This is a genomic window from Streptomyces sp. NPDC043853 (genome assembly GCF_056436025.1).
The window spans coordinates 300,380-320,168 of record NZ_JBWKDJ010000004.1 but is presented as its reverse complement, the minus strand read 5'-3'; the positions used below and the strand labels follow the sequence as shown (position 1 = coordinate 320,168).

Below are 19,789 nucleotides of genomic sequence, written 5' to 3'. Positions count from 1 at the left end.
CGCGCACACGGCCCGGGCAGCCGGGCCACGAGGTCGGGACCGGTAGCGGTTCCGGTTGCGGTTCCGGTTGCGGACCTGGGTCCGGGGTCCCGGTCCTGAAGTCCGGGACCCGTGACCGGGACTCGTGACCGGACCCGCTGTCGGCACGAAGGCCGGAACTCCCCGGAGACCAGGGAGAGCCCGGAGAGCCGCGGGACGGGGCAGCCCCGGAAAGGGACAGCCCCGGAACCGGACAGCCCACCCACTTCACAAGGAGCCTTGGATGCCCGAGCCCGGGCTTTCCCCCCTGCAGTCGAGCCTGCCCGGCGCCGCAGCCCACTTCGGGGCTCACGGCCACGGCCGCGGAGTCGACGCCCTCCCGGCGGGCGATGCCGTCCAGGACGCGCTCGCGGCGGTCGCCGCGGTCGCGGCCGCGGTGGGCGCGACCACCCCGGGGGCGTCCACCGCGGGCGCCTCCACCGCGGGTGAGACCGCCGCCGGTGCAGCCGCCCGGAGCGGTGCCGTGGCCCCGAGCGGTGCTGCCGCCCGTCGGCCCCTGCCGACCGGGCCCGCACTCCCCTTCGGACCCGCGGCCCGGCCGTCCATCCCCGAGATCGTTCCCGTGTCCGCCCCCGTGTCCGCCCCCGTGTCCGTTCCGACCACGGGTGCCGCGCCCGTACCCGACCTGGACGCGCACCCCGTGGACGGCCCCGGCGGCGACCTGGTCGCCGAACCGCCGCGGGGGGCCGCCGCCGGTTCGCTGACGGAAGCGAACCCCGCCCTGGAGCGGATCATGCGCGGCCCCAGCGGGGTGGGCACCGAAGGGCTGTACTTCACCCCGCGCGCGGAGCCGCCGGCCCCGCCCGTCGCAGCGGCCCTGGCGGCAGCCTCGGTCGCACCGCCGGAGCAGGCGCCCGCCCCGGCCGGAGGCCGGCCGATCCCCGGCCTCTACTACCACCCGGTCCCCGAGCCCGACCCCGCACGGGTCGCGGAGGTCAGCCGCCGCATCAAGCGGTGGGCCGTGGACGAGGTGGAGGCGTACCCGCCGGAGTGGGAGGACCAGTTCGACGGCTTCTCCGTCGGCCGCTACATGGTCGCCTGTCACCCGGACGCCCCGACCGTCGAGCACCTGATGGCCGCGACCCGGCTGATGGTCGCCGAGAACGTGGTCGACGACTGCTACTGCGAGGACCACGGCGGATCGCCGATCGGCCTCGGCGGCAGGCTGCTGATGGCCCACTCCGCCCTGGACCCCGTCCACACCACCGGGGAGTACGCCCCCGCCTGGACGGAATCGCTGCTCTCGGACGCCGCCCGGCGGTCCTACCGCTCCGCCATGGAGTACTTCGGGCAGCTGGCCACCCCCTCCCAGGCCGACCGCTTCCGGCACGACATGGCCCGCCTGCACATGGGCTACCTCGCCGAGGCCGCCTGGGCCCAGACCGAGTACGTGCCGGAGGTCTGGGAGTACCTGGGAATGCGGCAGTTCAACAACTTCCGCCCCTGTCCCACCATCACCGACACCGTCGGCGGCTACGAGCTCCCGGCCGAACTCCACGCACTGCCCGCCATGCAGCGCGTCATCGCGCTCGCGGGCAACGCCACCACGGTCATGAACGACCTCTACTCGTACACCAAGGAACTCGAAGCCCGCGGGAAGCACCTGAACCTGCCCGTGGTGATCGCCGAGCGGGAGGGCCTGTCCGACAAGGACGCCTACCTGAAGGCGGTCGAGGTCCACAACGACCTCATGCACGAGTTCGAGGCGGCCTCCACCGAACTGGCCGCCGCCTGCCCCGACCCGCGCCTGCTGCGCTTCCTGCGCGGCGTGGCCGTGTGGGTCGACGGCAACCACTACTGGCACATGACCAACACGTACCGCTACAGCCTGCCCGACTTCTGGTAAGAGGATTGGATATATACGTGACCACCGAGATCACCCCCTCCACCGCCGCGTTCATCCCCGCCCCGGCGACCCCCTACCAGGGCGACATCGCCCGCTACTGGAACGCCGAGGCCCGGCCGGTCAACCTGCGCCTCGGCGACGTGGACGGCCTTTACCACCACCACTACGGCATCGGCGAGATCGACCACGCGGCCCTCGGCGACACCGAGGACAGCACGTACGAGAAGAAGCTGATCGCCGAGCTGCACCGCCTGGAGTCGGCGCAGACCGACGTCCTGCTGGACAACCTGGGCTCCATCGGCCACGACGACACCCTGGTCGACGCCGGCTGCGGCCGCGGCGGCTCCATGGTGATGGCCCACCAGCGCTTCGGCTGCAAGGTCGAGGGCGTCACGCTGTCCTCCAAGCAGGCCGACTTCGCCAACAACCGCGCCGGCGAACTGGGCATCGCGGACTCCGTCCACGCACGGGTCTGCAACATGCTCGACATGCCCTTCGAGACGGGCCAGGCGGCGGGCTCCTGGAACAACGAGTCCAGCATGTACGTCGACCTGCACGACCTGATGGCCGAGCACTCCCGCGTCCTCGCGGTCGGCGGCCGCTACGTGACCATCACCGGCTGCTGGAACCCCCGTTACGGCCAGCCCTCGAAGTGGGTCTCCCAGATCAACGCCCACTTCGAGTGCAACATCCACTCCCGCCGCGAATACCTCCGCGCCATGGCCGACAACCGCCTCGTCCCCCAGGCCGTCATCGACCTGACCCCGGACACCCTCCCCTACTGGAAGCTGCGGGCGACCTCCTCCCTGGTCACCGGCATCGAGGAGGCCTTCATCAAGTCCTACGAGGACGGCTCCTTCCAGTACGTCCTGATCGCGGCAGACCGCGTCTGACGTGTGTCTGAGAAGGGCCGGGACCGAGGTGAACGGGTCCCGGCCCTTCCGCACGTTCGGGGTGGGTGCGGGTGTTGCCGGGGGCTCAGATGCGGTGCACCGGGGCCGTGCCGTCCACCCAGTGCCAGTTCAGTGGGGCGTACTGGCGCTTCAGGGCGTTGCGGCCGGGGCCGTAGCCCTTGAGGGCTGTCCGGACCGCGACTTCGAGATCGCCGAGGTCCTCCGGGACCGGCACCCGGAGCAGCAGGTGCTGGGTCTGGTGGACGAGGAGCAGCTCGCCGGCGGGGGAGCAGCCCATCAGGGAGAACTTGGTGAGCGCCGTGAACGGCTTGTCGGAGGTCGGGATCCGGGAACGCATCTGCCCCTCGGCGTCCCACGCGTACAGGCCGTAGCGGTTGAGGTGGAAGGCGCGTGCACGGTACGGGTCACCGACCACGGTCCAGTGGAGCCCGGTGAAGGGGCTGTCCTCGTAGCGGTGCATCCCCTCCAGGCGGCCCCGTTCCTTGCCGTCGCCGTCGAGCAGCAGGAACGAGAACACCTGCCCACGGCTGCCCGACCGGTACGTCTTCCCGAAGACGGGGACGACGAACAGGTCGTCTCCCATCGCCGTGGGACGGCCCATCTTGCAGCCGGTGTAGTCGAAGCGGGTGCGGTCGTCCGTGGACACCATCTCGGTCAGCGTGGGCGACGGCCGGTTCTTCCCGCCGACGGGGGCGCCGTCGTGGATCACGTGCGGGTACAGGTCGGCATCGGTCTGCCGGTCGGTGCGCGCGTCGTGCGTCGCGATGGCCCGCAGAGTGGCCTTGGAGCCGGGGCCGAGCGTGCTGCCGGGCTCGGAGAGCGCGACGAGGTTGGCGGTCTGCCCCGCCCAGTTGCTCACCCCGTACTCGGCGACCGCGCACAGCAGCCGGCCGGAAGGCGTCACCTCGATCGAGTACGCGTACGGGTCGCCGTTGCGCTCCTTCTCCTCCTCCCAGCCCCAGGGCGAGCGCCAGGACTCCACGAGCCGGCTCAGATCGGCCGAGAAGAGGTGGGTGTTCCCCGGCTTGGAGCTCACCGCCACCGTGCCGTCCGGGAGGACGGCCAGGTTGAAGTCCGATCCCTCGGTGAGCCCCGTCGGGACGTTGCCCCGCGTCGCCCCGCCGAGCAGGGCCGTCGCGGTGGGCGTCCCGTCGCGGTCGTACCGGGTGAGCAGGTGGTACGTGAAGTCCATCTGGAAGGGGTCGGAGGGCTCGGCGGCCCGTCCCCGGTAGCGCATCGCACAGGAATACGCGTACGTGTCACCGGCGGCGCTCGCGGCGACGGCGTACGTCCTGAACCCCCATCCCGCGGTGGGGGCGCCGGTCAGGTCGACGCGGTGATCGCCCACGACGGAGGCGGGCAGGGTCAGGGGAAGGGTCGTCGCAGCCATGATCACCATCCTGCCCCTGACCACTGACAGTGGCTACGCGCCCTGTGCGCTCGCGCTCCCGATGAAACCGCCCCAGGCGGAAGGGGAGAAGGTGAGGTGGGGGATGGTCGTGTCCTTGGAGTCCCGGACGTGGACGGCGGCGGAGCTGCTGGCAACCTCAACGCAGTCGTTGATGTCGCTGGAGCTGCTATAGCTGCTCTTGAACCATACGAGCTCGGGCTTGCTGCTCATGTCTCTCCCAGCACTTGCTCAATGAAGGCCAGCGACTCCCGTGGCGTGAGAGCCTGGGCTCGGATCATGCCATAGCGCAGCTCAAGGACCCGGAGGTGTTTCGGGTCGGTGAGCGGACGCCCGCCGATCTGGCTTTCGTCCCGGCCGACGGCGGCACCGTCCGGGAACTTCAGCACTTCGGCATACCCAGTCATTCCCGCATGCCCTCCCTGGGCAGTCGGCATGATCTGGATCGAGACATGGCGGAGCCGTCCCACATCCAACAGCCGCTCCAGCTGTCCCCGCATCACCGTTGCACCACCGATCGGACGGCGCAGCGTCACCTCTTCCTGCACGAAGGTGAGGGCCGGAGCCGGATCACGGTCGAACACTGTCTGCCTGGCCATGCGTGCGGACACACCCCGCTCCACCGCCTCCGGGGAGTAGGCGGGCCACCGCGTCTCGAAGAGGGCCTTCGCATACTCAGCTGTCTGTAGAAGCCCGTGTATGGCGTGGATGCTGTACACGCCGATCTCGACGGCGTTGGACTCCATCTTGGCCAGATCCCGCACCCGCTTCGGGTAGCGGGCCTGCTCGACGTCACGCTTCATCGCCGCCAGGCGGCCTCCGGCCGCCAAGACCTCGTCCGCCTTGTCCATGTACTCCGGGCGGGGAATCCGTTTGCCCGACTCGACCTTGCGGACCAGGTCTTCTCCGTATCCCATCCGGGTCGCGAAGTCCGCTACGCGGAGGCCGGCCGCCTCGCGCCAGACCTTCAGGTTGCGGCCGACCGAGGCCACGACCGCCGCGCCCTGTTCGTCCTCCGGGTCCACTTCCCAGCCCGGCTCTTCCCTGCCGTCGCTGTCCACGCTCATGCGCACCCACTCCCGACGTGCCCGACATCCTCAACGCCCGGTACCCACAAGGTCACTGCGGACAGGCAGGACAAGGCCGGACAACGTCCGGACAGTCTCGGTACACACGGGCGCCGACGCTGTTCAGCCTATGCACGTGCGGCCACGCTGAGTGACGTGAATGACGAACTCCTCTTCTGTGTCCAGCTGTCGTCCACACCGCGCGGCGCACGTCTCGCGCGGTTGTTGGCGGTGGAGCAACTCCGCTCCTGGGGGCTCCCCTTGGACGCTCCGGCGCAGATCGTGGCGGAGCTGGCCGCCAATGCCGTCACCCACGGGCGCGTTCCCGGGCGGGACTTCCGGCTCGTCCTCACCGCCGGCGGGTCGGCCCCGCTCCGGATCGAGGTCACCGATACCCGGGGTGACCGCGAGCCGGGGGCGGCGGGGCACGGGCTGGCGATCGTCGGGGCCCTGGCCGACCGTTGGGGAGTCGACCGGGGGCCCGTGCCGCGCAAGACCGTCTGGGCGGAGATCGGTCCGCGTGCCGATCGGCCCCACCCTTAGGCCGTCGTGGTGCGGGCGGCGGCGATCTCGCGTGCCGCGTCCGCGACGGCCCGGAAGTCGTTGCGCAGGATCTTGGAGTGGTTGCTCGGGACCTTGGCGCTGACCTTGATGTTCGCGTTGCGGGCGCAGACCGGGTCGAGGTTGGCGCGGATCTGCTCCATCAGCTTCGGGTCGCCGCCGAGGTTGCCGCCGGTGGCGAGGACGTAGCGGACGGGCTCGGCCACGCCGTCGAGGACCGGGATCAGGGCGCCGGGGGCGCAGAGCTCGTTGGCCTCGATGTTGATCTCGGCGTGCTGCTCGGCGCTCATCCGGGCGGCCAGGCCGAGCCGGCGGGCGAGGGGGAACAGCGGGCTGAGGCGGCGGAACAGCTTGCGGATCTGGGCGCGGGCGGCGTCGTCGAGCCATGAGTGGGGGAGGGCGCCGTCCACGGAGACCACGCCTGCCGCGCGGCCGGGGTTGCGGGCGGCCCAGTGGAGGGCGAGTGCGGCGCCGTACGACCAGCCCACCAGGATCGGGCGCTCTATGCCACGTGCTTCGAGGACGGCGTCCAGGTCGCGCAGGCACGCCTCGAAGGAGTAGTCGGCGGAGCGTCCGGACTTTCCGCGGGCGCGCTCGTCGTAGGTGATGTGCCGGTAGTCGCCGCCGAGTTCGGAGATCACGCGCCGCCAGTGCGACTGGTCGGCGTAGGAGCCGTTGAGGTAGACCACGGCCTGGCCGGTCCCGCCGGTGTCGGTCACGGCCAGGGCGGTGTCTTCGACGGACACCATGCCGGTCCAGGCGGACTGTGCGACGCGGGTGTTGATGCTCATGGTTTGCCTCTTTCAGGGCTCTGAAGTGGGTGGGTTCAGTTGCTGCGGGCGGTGATGTTGCCGTAGGCGGTGGTGGCGGTGATCTGCAGAGCCGCGTCGGGGCCCTGGGTGTTGGTCAGGGTGTTGTGGATGCGGCCGTAGGTGGTGCCGGCGTCGAGGGTGGCGGAGGTGGTGCGGGGGGCGGTGACGGTGATGTCGCCGTGGTCGGTGCGCAGGGTGAGGGTGCCGGCGATGGCCTCGGTGATGTTCAGGTCGCCCTTCTGGGTGCTGATCTGGGCGGGGCCGGTGAGGCGGCCGATGGTGATGTCGCCGGCCTGGAGGGTGAGGCGGGCGCCGGAGGTCTCGTCGAGGGTGACGGTGCCCTGGGCGGATTCGAAGTCGACCTCGCCCAGGCGTCCCACGCCGCGGAGTTCGGCGGCGGCGGTCCTGGCCTGGATGCGGGAGCCGGTGGGGAGCTGGACGGTGATCTCGACGGCTCCGGACTGGCCGAGGATCTTGTTCTCGGCCTCGGGGGTGGTGATGCGCAGGACGCCGTCGGCGTAGGAGACCTCGGTGCGCTCGGCGGCCTTGACGTCCGCGCTCTTGGAGCTGCTGACGGGGAGGACCTCGACGGTGGCGTCGGCGCGGTCGGCGGCGATGAACTGGACGCGGCCGGCGGGGATGTCCAGGACGGCGGCGATGGCGGCGGTGGTGGCGAACTTCTGCATGGTGTCTCTCCTGGTCTTCGGTGCGTGCCCGTCGGCGTTTCCGACAGGAGAAAAGCTAAGTTGCGTTCGCAGTACGGGCAACAGGCTCGATGTGCAGAATCTGTATCAGTGCAGGTAGATGGCGTGTAATCATTGCAACTGGCCTGTCGCTCAACGCAACGGGCGAGGTTTATTCGTTGCAATGGATTGAGGTTGAACGCTACTTGGGAACCGGTCCGCGGTCACCGCGATGCGAGTGGGGGCGTTGCGGTAGCAGCACGGCGAACCGTGCGCCGACTGCGGGCTCATTCACGTGACGCCCGACGGTCCGCGCTACGCCACGGAGGCTTGGCGGACGGCCTGCGGACCCGGCCGCCGAAAGGCCGTGGGGACCGTGGGCCGGTAGGATGGTGGTATCAGGCCCGCGCCGCGCTGTTCGGCCGGCAGGAGTGCACCGCCCGGTCCCGGGCGGGCCTCCGCGAGAGTGCCGGGTGCATCTTTCCCCTGACCCCGTCGCGTGGACATCGTTACGCCGGAGACGGGCCATTCCCTTCGCTGACACAGGAGTTGGCGCCATGAGTCATGTCCTGACCCGGGCGGCGGTCGTCGCTTCCGCAGCCCTTCTGGCCTTCACCGGCGCCTCGCTCGGCGCCACCTCGGCGTCGGCCCTGCCGCAGGCGCCGGCCTGCCGTCTCGCCGACCTGGACGTGGCCGTCGGTGAGCCGGACGGCGCCGCGGGCTCGCTGTACTACCCGATCCTGTTCACCAACACCTCCACCCGCACCTGTGTGTTGCGCGGGTACCCGGGCGTCAGCGTCGTGGACGTACGGCATCGCCAGATCGGTACCTCGGCGATCCGCACCGGCGAGTCGGTGGACACGGTGTCCGTCTTCCCGAGCGAGACCGTGACCGCGGTCCTGCGCACCAACAGCCCGGGCGTGGTGTCGGGCTGCCGCCCGACGTCGACCTACGTCAAGGTCTTCCCGCCGAACAGCTTCCAGGCCGAGCAGATCCCCTACCGCCTGAGGGTGTGCGGAGCCTTCGAGATCAGCCCGGTGACCTCGGATTGACCGGGGTCTAGCCGAGGCCCGCGCGGGACAGCCGGTGCAGGCCCTCCGCGATCTCCTCCGGGGTGTGGGTGGTGAAGGACAGGCGGAGGGTGCGGGGGTCCGGGGCCGTGATGAAGAAGGGGGCGCCGGGGACGAAGGCCACGTCGTGGGCGACCGCCGACTTCAGCAGGGCGGTGGCGTCGTGGCCCTCGGGGAGGCGGGCCCAGACGAACATGCCGCCCTCGGGGCGGTTCCACTCGGCGCCGGGCGGGAGGGCGTCCGGCAGTCCGTAGAGCAGGGCGTCGCGGCGCTCGCGGTAGGCCGTGCGGATGCGGGACACGTGGGTGTCCAGGTCCGAGGCCGCCAGGTAGTGTGCCGCCGCCAGCTGGTCCACCGTCGAGGTGTGCAGGTCGGCCGCCTGCTTGGCGACCACGGCCGCGCGGCGCAGCGCCGCCGGGGCGCGCAGCCAGCCCAGCCGCAGCCCCGGGGCCATGATCTTGGAGAAGCTGCCGAGGAGCGCCGTACGGTCCGCCGCGCCCGGGTGCGCCGCCACCCACGGCAGTTCCGTGCCCTCGTAGCGGAGTTCGCCGTACGGGTCGTCCTCGACCAGCCACAGGCCGAGGCGGGCGGCGATCTCCGCGACCGCCGCGCGCCGGGCGGCCGGCAGGGTGCGGCCCGTGGGGTTCTGGAAGGTCGGGACGGAGTAGAGGAGCTTGGGGCGTTCGCGGAGGACGAGTTCCTCCAGGGCCTCCGGGAGGATGCCCTGCTCGTCGCAGGGGACGGCGACGATCCGGGCGCCGGCCAGTCCGAAGCACTGGAGGGCGGCGAGGTAGGTCGGGTTCTCGACCAGCACGACGTCACCCGGCTCGACGAGGGTTGCCGTGATGAGGGTGAGGGCCTGCTGTGAGCCGGTGGTGACGAGCAGGTCGTCCGCCGAGGAGGGGAGGCCTCGCGCGGTCACCCGGGCCGCCACCGCCTCGCGGAGTTCGGGTGCGCCCTCGGTGGTGGAGTACTGGAGGGCCCGGCGGGGTGCGGCCGCGAGCGCGGCGTCGTACGCGGCGCGCAGTCCCTCGGCGTCGAACAGCTCGGGCGCGGGCAGGCCGCCGGCGAAGGAGATCACCCCGGGGCGTTCGGTCAGCGCCAGGATCTCCCGTACGGGCGACCCTCCGACCGAGGTGGCGCGGGCGGCGAACGCGGGCGGCGGGTTCTGGTCGCGCATGCGGGCTCCTTGGCCGGAACGGTGTGGTTGGCGGACACCCTAGTGAAGGAACGTGTATCCGCCAACTACTTGTCCGCACTCCGGACTCCTCCGCTAGAAGGCGCCGTTGAGGCCGAACCACTGGCGGTCGCGGATGACGGCGGAGGTGAACGTGCCGTCGCCGCGTCCCGCGTGCAGCAGCAGGCGGCCGTCGGGCAGGGTCGTCACCAGGTCGTTCCGGCCGTCGCCCGAGCTGTCGCCGTTCGCGACGAAGCCGCTCATGGCGTTCCAGCCGGTGCCGATCGACCGGCGCGGCGAGAGTGCCGAGGACCCGCCCGGGTAGAGCCACAGCCGGTCGGTGGCGGCCTCCCGGGCCAGCAGGTCGGGGCGGCCGTCGCCGGTCAGGTCCCCCGCGCCCACCAGGGCGTTCATCGCGCCCCAGCCGCTGCCCCCGATGAGGATGCGCGGGGCGAGGCCGCCGGCAGCGGTGCCCGGGTAGAGCCAGAGCCGTCCGGTGGCGGTCTCGCGGGCCACCAGGTCGTTGCGCCCGTCCCGGGTGAGGTCGCCGAAGGAGGTGAGCAGCGACATGCCGTTCCAGCCGCTGCCGCCGATCAGCCGACGGGCCAGGAAGTCGCCCGCGCCGGTGCCCGGGTAGAGCCACAGCTTTCCGGTGCCGGGCTCGCGCGCGATCAGGTCTTCGCGGCCGTCCCCGGTGAAGTCCCCGTGCCGGGTGAAGGCGTCCAGCGCGTTCCAGCCGCTGACACCCACCAGGCGGCCGGTGCCGTCACCCGGCAGGAACCAGAGCCGCCCCGCGTCGTCGCGCACCAGGACGTCGGCCCTCCGGTCGCCGTTCAGGTCGCCGAAGCCCGATGCCCGCGGAGCCGTCGTGGCCCGCCAGACGGGGTAGGCGGGGAGGGTGCACTCGCGGGCGGTGCGCACGAACTTCAGGGAGCTCTTGTCCAGTTCCGTGGCGCCGGAGTGCCCGTCGGCCGGAAGGTCGGGGCGGGCGACGGTGTACGTGCCGGTGAGTGGCTCGACCCGGAAGTCCCGGCCGGAGTAGAGGCAGGCCACCGAAGTGGTGCGGTTGATGTACGAGCGGATCCGGTTGTCGAAGGTCGCGCTGAACGAGGTCAGGTCCCGGCTCGTCTGCAGTCTGCTGCCGGTGCCGTTCGCCCCGGTCCAGGCGCAGAAGTAGCCCGCCGGGCAGTCGTCGTACGAGGTCGTGCCGGCCTGGGCGGCGGGGGCGGCGGCCAGCCCGAGGGCGGTGAGTACGAGTCCGGCGGCGACGGCGCTGCCGCGTCGCAGAAGTCCCTTGCGCATGGTGGTGTTCCCTTCGCGGTGGTGGCGTGGCACAGGCGAGGGATGCGTGAGTGGACGGTGTGGGTTCCCGTCGCGGCCGTGTGGTGCGCGGCTGTGGCGGGATCCGCACATTGTCCGTGCCGGGATCCGGATTCGGTCTTCGTCTCCGGGTGACGCGTTTCCGTCCCGTGCCCGAGTGCTGCCGACCCCTCCCCATCTGATGCTGCATCAGTTACACCGGTGCCATGACGAGCGAAGAGCAGGAGAGCCGGGCCGGGCGCCGCGTCGACGACTACGCCGAACTCGCGGCCGTGGGCCCGTACGGCGTGCGTCCCGGTCACGCGCTGATCACCATGGTCGAGCCGCATCCGGGGCACGAGTACGCCTACAACCGCTGGTACGAGGACGACCACTACTACGCCGGGGCGATGGCCATGCCCTGGATGTACGCCGGGCGCCGCTGGGTGGCCACCCGGGACCTCCAGGAGCTGCGGTACCCGGAGAAGTCGGCGGTGGCCCAGCCCGTCACCGCCGGGTGCTACATCTCCACGTACTGGATCACCGACGGCCGCTACGACGAGCACATGAAGTGGACCGTCGGCATCAACAAGCGGCTCAACCGGGACGCCCGGGTCTACCAGGACCGGACGCACGTCTTCACGTCCTTCCAGGACCACGAGGCCACTGTCTACCGGGACGGTGCGGCCGGCCCCCGCGACTTCCACGCGCTGGACCACCCGTACCAGGGGCTCGTCGTGCAGGTCATCGACGCGGACGGGCCGGAGCAGCGGGCGGAGCTGCTGGAGTGGCTGCGCTCCCGGTGCCTGCCGCGCCGGCTGGCCGGCGGCCCGGCGGCGATGGTGACGGTCTTCCGGCCGACGCCGCTGCCCGGGGACCGGATGACCTACGTGAAGCAGGTCGAGGGGGTCGACACCCGGCTGACGCTGCTCTGGTTCCTGGAGGCCGACCCGCGCACCTGCTGGGACCGCTTCCGGGGCCTGGACACGGAGCTCGCGGAGTCCGGGCCGGGCGGCCGGGTGGAGCTGGTGGCGCCGTTCGTCCCGACCGTGCCGGGGACGAACACGTACGTCGACCAGCTCCGCTGACGGAGGCCCCGGGGCAAAGGCCGAGCCCCCTCGGCCGGGACGGCGGACCAGTCGAGAGGGCTCTGTCGGTGTGACTCTTCGGATTCGGTTGGCGAACCGGACCGCGAACGGTGCCGGTGGTGCCCGCCGGGTGGGGCGCTCGTCGTGCTGCTCAGACGAGGCGTCCCAGCCGGCCGGAGGTGACCTCGGTGACGAAGGAGGTCCACGAGGTGGGCGCGAAGGTGACGGCCGGGCCGTTCTGCACCTTCGAGTCCTGGACCGCGATGGCCTCCGTGACGGGGGACTTGACTTCGACGCACGCGCCGTTTCCGCCGGAGTAGGAGGACTTCATCCAGTTTTCCGTTGCGCCCAGGCGAATGGCCATGTTTCTTCTCCGGTTCAGCGAGTTGTTCCGATTGCTGCCGGCCTTTTGTCTGGCCCGGCGTGATCGACGCTACCGGCACCACCTGACGGGTGAAGAGGTCATTCACCCGACCGGGTGGCATATTCCATCGGGGTCTTCTGCGGCCGGGCGGTGACGGTGTACCGTACCGGCCGCCTTGCCCGGTGGTCTGTTTTCGGCCTTCTCTGCCCGCCTCTGCCCGTCTCTTCCCTTCTCTGTGCTTGTCGGCGCTTGTCAGCCCTTGTTCGCGTATTCGGCGATGATGTCGGAGATGAACTCGCGGGTCTGCTCCACATTGTGGGCCTGGGCACGCAGGTGCTCGTACATCACGCTGTACTTCTGGACGTCGTTGGCCTTCTCCAGGTACAGGTCGCTCGTGACGCCCTCGATGTAGACCACGGTCGAGTCCGACGCGTCCGGGAATTCCAGAATGGCGTACTGGCCGTTGACCCCCGGATGCGCGCCCATCGAGAAGGGCATCACCTGGACCGTGACGTACGGCCGCTCCGACTGCTCTATCAGGTGCTCCAGCTGCCGGATCATCACCTGGGCGTCGCCCACGCGGCGGCGCAGCACGGCCTCGTCGATGACGGCCCACAGGCGCAGCGGGCCGACGTCCGGATTGCTGTTGTCGGTGTCCGAGAGCCGCTTCTGGCGGTGCATGCGGACCTGCACCCGCTTGTCGATGTCCGCCGGCGAGGTCTCCGGAAGGGCGCCGCGGACCAGCGCCTGGGCGTACTCCGCGGTCTGCAGCAGCCCCGGGACCATCTGCGGCTCGTACACGCGCAGGCTGGCGGCGTCGGTCTCCAGTCCGATGTAGACGCTGTACGGGATGTCGCCGAAGGCGTGCCACCAGCCCTGCTGGCGGGACTCCTTGGCCATCTGCATCAGGGAGTCCACTACCCGTGGGTCCTGCACCTCGTACACCTCGCACAAGTCGCGTACGTCCCGTTGGCTGATGGAGCGGCGGCCGTTCTCAAGCCGGCTGATCTTGGACTGGGAGACCAGCAGGCGCTCGGCGACCTGCTCGGCCGTCATGCCTTTGTCCTCACGGAGTTTGCGCAACTCCATGCCGAGCCGGCGCCGCCGGACGGTGGGATTGACATTGGACGCCACGGAAACGGCACCTCCGCCTTCTGTTGCTGTGTCGCTGCTCTGGGAGCTCTGCGTATCTGATGGTGAGCAGACTGCCACCGAAGACGGCCCTGGCGGGCGGGAATGCGCCATCGCGCGGTGATCTTGCCCGGATCGCGCGGCAGTTCGGGCACGGAAGGCGCGGAAACGGGTGCGCGGGGCGGTGGGGCCGGTGTACCGGCCCTCACCACCCCGCGCGACACGGCGGCTCTCCCATGGACGTTGCGGATCCTCAGGGTGCTGCTGTGTGTCGGTGCTGCTGTGCTTCGGCGCGTCAGTGCGCCGCGCCGGCCCGGGCCATCGGGGCGCCCCGGCGGGGTTGCAGCGGAACGCCCGCCGCCGTGGCGCGCGCGGCCGGCGCGGCGGCGCGTTCCCGGCGCGGCTGTGCGGCCACACCGTTCTGGACGTCCATCACGGCGTGCGCCACGAGACCGCCCATGGGGTCGTGCCGGATCAGGTCGCGCAGCCTGGAGCGGGACGACCGTCCTTCGTTGCCGGGGTACAGGTGCTTGCCGAGCCCGACCGCATGGGCCAGGGCGGCGAGCGCCGCGGTCCGCGGGTCCGGGGGTACACCGGTGCGGATCGCACTGTCGAGCCGGGCGCGGATCTCCCGGCTGATTGCCGTGTCGGTCGCCTGGTAGCGAGTCGTCGGCAGCACCCCGCACATCTGTCCGGCCACGGCATGCACCATGCCGCACCGCTCCAGATGCGAGAGGTACGTCTGGCGGAGCCCCAGGCGGGGCCCGCCGATCCAGTGGACGGCCCTCACCGGGCTGCCACGACGGCGCAGCAGCTCCAGTGCGGAGTCCAGGGTCGGATCTCCTGTCGGCCGTGGCATCACCACGGCGATACGATCCCCATCAGGGGCTATCCGTCCGGCCAGAGCCAGCTCCACGAGCTGTGCTCCGGCCAGTCCGAGGTCGAGCGATTGCGGCTGCGCCGTGGTTCCCGTGGTCGGGTCCAAGGCGAGCAGCAGAAGCTCCTCGGGAATTGTTCTGCGGCTCCTGCCCATCCATGCCTCCCCGCGTGGATGAGTGACAGGGTGACCCCTCTCACATTCATCTGTCGAGAGTGCCTGTCTTCTTTGTGGGGGAACCGGCAGACATGTCGTTCTCGTCTAGCACGGGGGCGATGCCCCCGAGACGGGACACTGGTAGACGGTTCGGACAGCGATGGAGGAGGAACTGGTGGCGGGCGAGTCCCCCGACAAGTCGGTAGAGCAAGGTTCGTCGGGCGCGGCGGCCTCCACGGAGCAGGAGCGCGAGCGCGACCCCCGCCTGTCGGTGCTGCGCCCGCGCGACCCGGAGCCGCAGCCGAAGCCGGATGCGGCGTCGGACGCGGCGTCGGACGCGGCGGACGACCCGCTTCGTGCCGCGGTCGCGGCGTGGGTGGCGACGGCCGATACCGATGCCGACGCCGATGCTGATGCCACCGGTGAGCCTGACGCCGAACCGGCCGGAGCCGCGCCCGCCGCGGACCCCGACGAGCGTTCGGACGCGGCCGGGGCCGCCTCCGGTTCCGCCGATGCCGATGCCGATGCCGATGCGGGCGTCGATGGCGATGGCGATGGCGATGGCGGCGCCGGGGCCAAGTCCGAGTCCAAGTCCGAGTCCGGGGCCAAGTCCGAGGCCGACGCCGCGGCCGAGCCGGCGGGCGACGCGGATGCGCGCCAGGATGATTCCGCCCGGGACTCGGAGCGCACGGCCGTGTTCCGTGCCGCCAAGCCGCCCGTGAAGGCGGACGCGGCCCCCGCTCCGGCCGGCGCCGGGCGCAAGGAGGCCGCCGACTCGGCTTCGGCCGGTTCCTCGGCGGATTCCGCTCGGGACTCGGAACGCACCGCCGTGTTCCGCGCCTTCGAGCGGCCCGCCCGCGAGAACAATGCTTCCGCTTCGGCCCCGGCCGACAAGCGGCCCGCGGCCGGTGGCTCGGACGGCGAGTCGGCGGACTCCGATGCGGGCGTGGAGCGTACGACGGTCTTCCGCGCGGTCGAGCGGTCCGCCGCCGATAAGACGGCCCCGGCCGCCGAGGACGGTGTGCCCTCGGATCCGGCCCCTGCCTCCGCTTCCGCTTCCGCTTCCGCCTCGGACGATGCCGCTCCGGACTCGGAACGGACCGCCGTGTTCCGCGCCTTCGGGCGGCCCGTGGACCGCGCTGCGGCCCCGACCCCGGACAAGGACTCCGGCGCGGACCCGGAGCGTACGACGGTGTTCCGGGCGGTCAAGCCGTCCGCGACCGCCGAGGCGGATTCCGCTTCGGGTTCGGGCAGGGCTCCGGCCAAGCCGTCCGGTGCCGCGGCCTCCGCGGCCTCCGCAGCGGATGCCCAGAAGCCGGAGAGCGCCGGCGAGGAGTCGGACTCGGAGCGGACCACGGTGTTCCGGGCGGTGAAGCCCGGGGCGGCGGCTGCCGCCGAGAAGCCCTCCGGGAACGCCGGAACCGGTTCCGGTTCCGAGCGCGGGCGGGGTGACTCCGAGGGTGGCGACCGCGTTCGCCAGGGCATGCGCGACGACTCCAAGGATTCCGCTTCCGCTCGGGGCGGCAGTGGTGGCAGCGAGGTCGACGGCGGTGGCGACAGCGAGAAGACAGCCGTCTTCCGTGCCGTGCGGCCGGCCGCCGCCCCGGCCGTCACCGACGAGGACTCCGGCTGGTTCCGGCAGAAGGACACCGACGCAGGCACCGGCACCGGTGCCCCCGCGCCGCGGTCCGAGGCCGACGGCGAGCGCGGCAGTACGTTCGTACCGCTGCGGACCGACGAGGACCTGCCGCGTCCGGCACAGGCCGGGCAGCAGCCCAAGCTGGCGCCCAAGGGGCCCGGGGTGCACCCCGGGGACCGGGCCGCGGCCCAGGCACCCAAGAGCCAGGCCCCGGCCGCTCCGGCCCCGGCCGCTCCGGCTCCGGCCGCACAGGCTCCCGCAGCCCCAGCCGCCCCGGCCGCCGCCCCGCCCGCCCCGCCGCTCCTGCGCGACGGCACGGAGCGGACCACGCAGCAGCCGCTGCCGCCCCGGCCGCCGCTCGACATGCTCGCCGAGCTCACCAACAACCCGCCCCCGCCGCCCAGCCCGATGCGGACCACCGTGCGGCGGGTCAAGATCTACACCCCGCTGGTGCTGCTGGTCGTGGTGATCCTCGGCATCGTGCAGCTGGTCCGGCCGCTGCCCGAGCCGCAGCTGGTCATGACCGCCAGGACGAGCTACACCTTCGAGGGCGAGAAGCCGACGCTCCCGTACCCGAGCCAGGGCCAGTCCTTCATGGCGGCCGCCGGCCTGGGCACCGTCGGTTCCTCCGGCGAGCAGAAGCCCGTCCCGATCGCCAGTGTCACGAAGTCGATGACGGCGTACATCATCCTGCGCGACCACCCCCTCAAGAAGGGGGACCACGGTCCGATGATCAACATCGACAAGACCGCCGAGACCGAGGGCCAGAAGGACAAGTCGGACAACGAGTCCACCCTCAACACGGTCAAGGCGGGCGACAAGATCTCGGAGTACGACGCGCTCGCCGCGCTCATGCTCCCGTCGGCCAACAACATCGCGCGGCTCCTCGCGCGCTGGGACGCCGGCAGCCAGGAGGCGTTCGTCAAGAAGATGAACGACACCGCCAGGGAACTCGGCATGACCAACACGACGTACACGGACCCCTCGGGTCTGGACGCGACGACGGTCAGCACCGCGGAGGACCAGGTCAAACTCGGCCTGAAGCTCGTCGAGATCCCGACCCTGGTCGAGATCACCAGCAAGCCCGAGTGGATCGACCCCTCCGGCAAGAAGTGGCGGAACTGGAACGACCTGGTCCCGTACAACGGTTCGCTCGGCATCAAGACCGGCTCCACCACCAAGGCCGGCGGCAACCTCCTCTTCGCCGCCGAGAAGAAGGTGGGCAAGACCAACCAGCTGATCGTGGGCGCCGTCCTCGGCCAGCACAAGCCGCCGATCCTCGGCACCGCGATCGGCGCCAGCAAGCAGATGATGCTGGCCACGCAGAAGCTGCTGACCGGCGCGAAGGTGGTCCAGAAGGGGCAGGTCGTCGGTTACGTCGACGACGGCCTCGGCGGCCGAACCGAGGTCGTCGCCACCGCGGACGTGGAGGCGGTCGGCTGGTCCTCCGTCACCGTGACCATCAAGCTGGCCGACGGCGGCAAGCTGCCGCAGTCCGCCAGGGCCGGGACCGAGGTCGGCATGCTGACCGTCGGGGAGGGCGCCAGCCAGGTGAAGGTGCCGGTGGCGCTGAAGACCGATCTGGCCGCGCCCGGCTTCGGCAGCAAGCTGACCCGCGTCGGCTGAGGCGGGCGACAGGAACAGGGCAGCTCCGGCGCCCCGGGCAACCCCGGGGCGCCGGTGCGCGTCTTCGGGGCAGGTGCCCGGGACGGGACGCAGTGGGAGAGGGCGCAGGTTGACCACCGTCGAACAGCACAAGCAGGGTCCCGGCATACGGGACACCGGGCTCGCCCCGGAGCCCGGTCACGCCCCGCGCCGGGGTCCCCTCGGGCGGGCCCCGGCCGGCGCCCTGGAGTGGGTCCGTCACCACCCCGTCCTCGTGTCCACCGCGCTCGCCGCCGTGCTGCACGTGCTCTGGGTCTACTGCTTCGCCAACAGCGGCGGCGACCTCGCGGCCCAGGACGCCTGGGCCGAGTTCGTCGGCCGGCACCCGGACTCCGCGTACAACCTCGCCTGGTACGGGGGCATGCACCCGGTCTCGTACAGCGTGGTCTCGCCGTACCTGATGCACATGCTCGGCGTCCGTACGACGCTGATGATCGCCGGGACGGTGTCCGCGGGCCTGCTCGCGCTGGTCCTCACCCGCTGCCGGGGGGCCGTCCGACAGCCGGTCTGGCCCGCGCTGGCCGGCGTGTACGGGCTGTTCTGCAACGCGCTGTCCGGCCGGGTCACCTTCGGCCTGGGCGTGATGTTCGCGCTCGGCGCGGTCGCCGCCGCGTTCTGCTGGCCCCGCAAGTGGGCCGGGCGGCGCTGGGCCAAGGCGGCCGTGGCCGCGCTGCTGGCCGGGCTGGCGACGGCGTCCAGCCCGGTCGCCGGCCTGTTCCTCGGGGTGATCGCGGCCGCGCTGTTCCTGAGCGGGCGCCGCCCGGGGGCGTACGCGCTCGGGCTCGCGCCGGTGGCCGTGGTCGGGCTCTCGGCCTGGCTGTTCCCCTTCTCCGGCACCCAGCCGATGAAGTTCGGCTCGGCCTGGCTGCCGTTCGCCTCCGGGCTGGCCGTCCTCTTCCTCGTGCCGAAGAAGTGGAAGACCGTCCGGATCGCCGCCGCCGTCTACGCCCTCGGCGTCTTCCTGACCTGGGCGATCGACTCCCAGGTCGGCTCGAACGTGACCCGTCTGGCGATGCTCTTCGGCGGCGCGGTGCTGCTCGCCGCCCTCGCCCACGAGGCCCCGCGCACCCGGCGCTGGTACGCCGTGCTGATCGCGTTCGCCGGCGTCAACATCTGGATCACCACCAACAGCATCACCGACATCGTCCGCACCACCCCGATGGCCGCCTGGAACCGGGAGCTGGCACCGCTGGTCGACCAGTTGCAGAAGGCGGGCGCCGAGCGCGGCCGGGTCGAGGTGGTCCCGGCCAGCAGCCACCGCGAGTCCTCGGCCTTCCCCTCGTACGTGAACCTCGCGCGCGGCTGGAACCGGCAGGCGGACCTGGAGCGGAACCCGCTCTTCTACGACGACACGCTGGACGCCGACAACTACCGGACCTGGCTGGACCGGTGGGCGGTGCACTACGTCGTCCTGCCCGCCGACAAACCCGACTCGGGCGGTGAGGACGAGGCCGTCCTGGTCCGGGAGGGGCTGCCCTACCTCCAGCAGATCTGGGGCGACGCGAACTGGCAGCTGTTCAAGGTGCTGGAGCCGGCGCAGCTGGTGAGCGGCCAGGCCGAGGTGGTGCGGGCCTCCGCCGGGGAGATCGTCATCGACGTGAAGGCGGCCGGCCCGGTCCTGCTGAAGGTGCCGCACTCGCCGTGGCTGGGTCTGGTGGGCCAGGACGGCAAGTCGGTGGAGCCGCCGCGGGAGACCGAGGAGTCCAAGGCCGCGCTCGGCGCGCACGCGCAGAAGGAGTACGAGAACGTGGCCGGCTGCCTCTTCAAGGCGGAGCCGGACCTGGAGGGCGACGTGTGGACCCGGCTGCTGGCGCCGGAGCCCGGACGGTACCGGCTGGCCGCGAAGTACCAGCTGCCGCGGGGCACGCCCTGCCCGGAGGAGCTGATCACGGAGGCGCTGGGGAAGCCGGACCGGGTGGGCCCGGACCGACCGGGCCCCAGGCGGCCGGACACCCCCTGAGCCCTCCGTGGGCGCCAGGGGGCACGGGACGCC

The 19,789-nt window shown here is 71.6% G+C and carries 17 protein-coding genes; 7 read left to right on the top strand and 10 right to left on the bottom strand.

All coding sequences use genetic code 11. From position 1 onward, the window contains the following. The first annotated feature begins 535 nt into the window (after nt 1-535). Nucleotides 536-1,885 (top strand): family 2 encapsulin nanocompartment cargo protein terpene cyclase, encoded by a 1,350-nt coding sequence (locus tag AC067U_RS13665; protein ID WP_478830112.1) that lies wholly within the window; start codon nt 536-538, stop codon nt 1,883-1,885. A gap of 17 nt (nt 1,886-1,902) precedes the next feature. Then, on the top strand, nt 1,903-2,778 hold the full coding sequence (locus AC067U_RS13660; RefSeq protein WP_478829841.1) for a geranyl diphosphate 2-C-methyltransferase: 876 nt from the start codon (nt 1,903-1,905) through the stop codon (nt 2,776-2,778). Nucleotides 2,779-2,863: 85 nt separating this feature from the next. On the opposite strand, the gene AC067U_RS13655 is transcribed toward AC067U_RS13660, so the two are convergent. The 3 genes from AC067U_RS13655 to AC067U_RS13645 are packed head-to-tail and all read right to left on the bottom strand — an operon-like array spanning nt 2,864 to nt 5,274. Next, nucleotides 2,864-4,189 carry a hypothetical protein gene (locus AC067U_RS13655; RefSeq protein WP_478829840.1) on the bottom strand — a complete coding sequence of 442 codons (1,326 nt, stop codon included), beginning with the start codon at nt 4,187-4,189 and terminating at the stop codon, nt 2,864-2,866. A gap of 33 nt (nt 4,190-4,222) precedes the next feature. Continuing rightward, complete coding sequence (locus tag AC067U_RS13650) at nt 4,223-4,420, bottom strand: DUF397 domain-containing protein (RefSeq protein ID WP_478829839.1); 198 nt, start codon at nt 4,418-4,420, stop codon at nt 4,223-4,225. After that, entirely contained in the window at nt 4,417-5,274 is an 858-nt protein-coding gene (locus tag AC067U_RS13645; RefSeq protein WP_478829838.1) for a helix-turn-helix domain-containing protein, read from the bottom strand. Before AC067U_RS13645 ends, AC067U_RS13650 begins: the two co-directional genes overlap by 4 nt. A gap of 156 nt (nt 5,275-5,430) precedes the next feature. Between AC067U_RS13645 and AC067U_RS13640 the strand changes: the two genes are divergently transcribed. Next, nucleotides 5,431-5,817 (top strand): ATP-binding protein, encoded by a 387-nt coding sequence (locus AC067U_RS13640; protein ID WP_478829837.1) that lies wholly within the window; start codon nt 5,431-5,433, stop codon nt 5,815-5,817. On the opposite strand, the gene AC067U_RS13635 is transcribed toward AC067U_RS13640, so the two are convergent. Beyond that, nucleotides 5,814-6,626, bottom strand: coding sequence for an alpha/beta fold hydrolase (locus AC067U_RS13635; protein WP_478829836.1), 813 nt, complete (start codon nt 6,624-6,626; stop codon nt 5,814-5,816). The genes AC067U_RS13640 and AC067U_RS13635 overlap by 4 nt on opposite strands. 35 nt (nt 6,627-6,661) lie before the next feature. Beyond that, nucleotides 6,662-7,333: a DUF4097 family beta strand repeat-containing protein gene (locus AC067U_RS13630; RefSeq protein WP_478829835.1), complete on the bottom strand. Its 672-nt coding sequence runs from the start codon at nt 7,331-7,333 to the stop codon at nt 6,662-6,664. Nucleotides 7,334-7,887: 554 nt separating this feature from the next. Here AC067U_RS13630 and AC067U_RS13625 point away from each other — a divergent pair. After that, nucleotides 7,888-8,382 (top strand): DUF4232 domain-containing protein, encoded by a 495-nt coding sequence (locus AC067U_RS13625; protein WP_478829834.1) that lies wholly within the window; start codon nt 7,888-7,890, stop codon nt 8,380-8,382. Nucleotides 8,383-8,389: 7 nt separating this feature from the next. Here AC067U_RS13625 and AC067U_RS13620 read toward each other — a convergent pair whose 3' ends face one another. Both AC067U_RS13620 and AC067U_RS13615 read right to left on the bottom strand, forming a co-directional pair. After that, nucleotides 8,390-9,580, bottom strand: a complete 1,191-nt coding sequence (locus AC067U_RS13620; protein WP_478829833.1) for an aminotransferase-like domain-containing protein — start codon at nt 9,578-9,580, stop codon at nt 8,390-8,392. A gap of 93 nt (nt 9,581-9,673) precedes the next feature. Beyond that, nucleotides 9,674-10,879: an FG-GAP-like repeat-containing protein gene (locus tag AC067U_RS13615; protein WP_478829832.1), complete on the bottom strand. Its 1,206-nt coding sequence runs from the start codon at nt 10,877-10,879 to the stop codon at nt 9,674-9,676. A 224-nt stretch (nt 10,880-11,103) separates the two neighbouring features. Between AC067U_RS13615 and AC067U_RS13610 the strand changes: the two genes are divergently transcribed. Beyond that, nucleotides 11,104-11,964: a hypothetical protein gene (locus AC067U_RS13610; RefSeq protein WP_478829831.1), complete on the top strand. Its 861-nt coding sequence runs from the start codon at nt 11,104-11,106 to the stop codon at nt 11,962-11,964. A gap of 151 nt (nt 11,965-12,115) precedes the next feature. On the opposite strand, the gene AC067U_RS13605 is transcribed toward AC067U_RS13610, so the two are convergent. The 3 genes from AC067U_RS13605 to AC067U_RS13595 all read right to left on the bottom strand — a co-directional run bounded on the left by AC067U_RS13605 (nt 12,116) and on the right by AC067U_RS13595 (nt 14,492). Further along, entirely contained in the window at nt 12,116-12,328 is a 213-nt protein-coding gene (locus tag AC067U_RS13605; protein ID WP_478829830.1) for a DUF397 domain-containing protein, read from the bottom strand. A 252-nt stretch (nt 12,329-12,580) separates the two neighbouring features. Beyond that, nucleotides 12,581-13,462, bottom strand: coding sequence for a helix-turn-helix domain-containing protein (locus tag AC067U_RS13600; RefSeq protein ID WP_478829829.1), 882 nt, complete (start codon nt 13,460-13,462; stop codon nt 12,581-12,583). A 292-nt stretch (nt 13,463-13,754) separates the two neighbouring features. After that, nucleotides 13,755-14,492 (bottom strand): GOLPH3/VPS74 family protein, encoded by a 738-nt coding sequence (locus AC067U_RS13595; protein ID WP_478829828.1) that lies wholly within the window; start codon nt 14,490-14,492, stop codon nt 13,755-13,757. Between the two features lie 160 nt (nt 14,493-14,652). On the opposite strand from AC067U_RS13595, the gene AC067U_RS13590 reads away from it, so the two are divergent. Further along, on the top strand, nt 14,653-17,757 hold the full coding sequence (locus AC067U_RS13590) for a D-alanyl-D-alanine carboxypeptidase family protein (protein WP_478829827.1): 3,105 nt from the start codon (nt 14,653-14,655) through the stop codon (nt 17,755-17,757). A 109-nt stretch (nt 17,758-17,866) separates the two neighbouring features. Continuing rightward, entirely contained in the window at nt 17,867-19,756 is a 1,890-nt protein-coding gene (locus AC067U_RS13585) for an MFS transporter (RefSeq protein WP_478829826.1), read from the top strand. Nucleotides 19,757-19,789 lie beyond the last annotated feature (33 nt).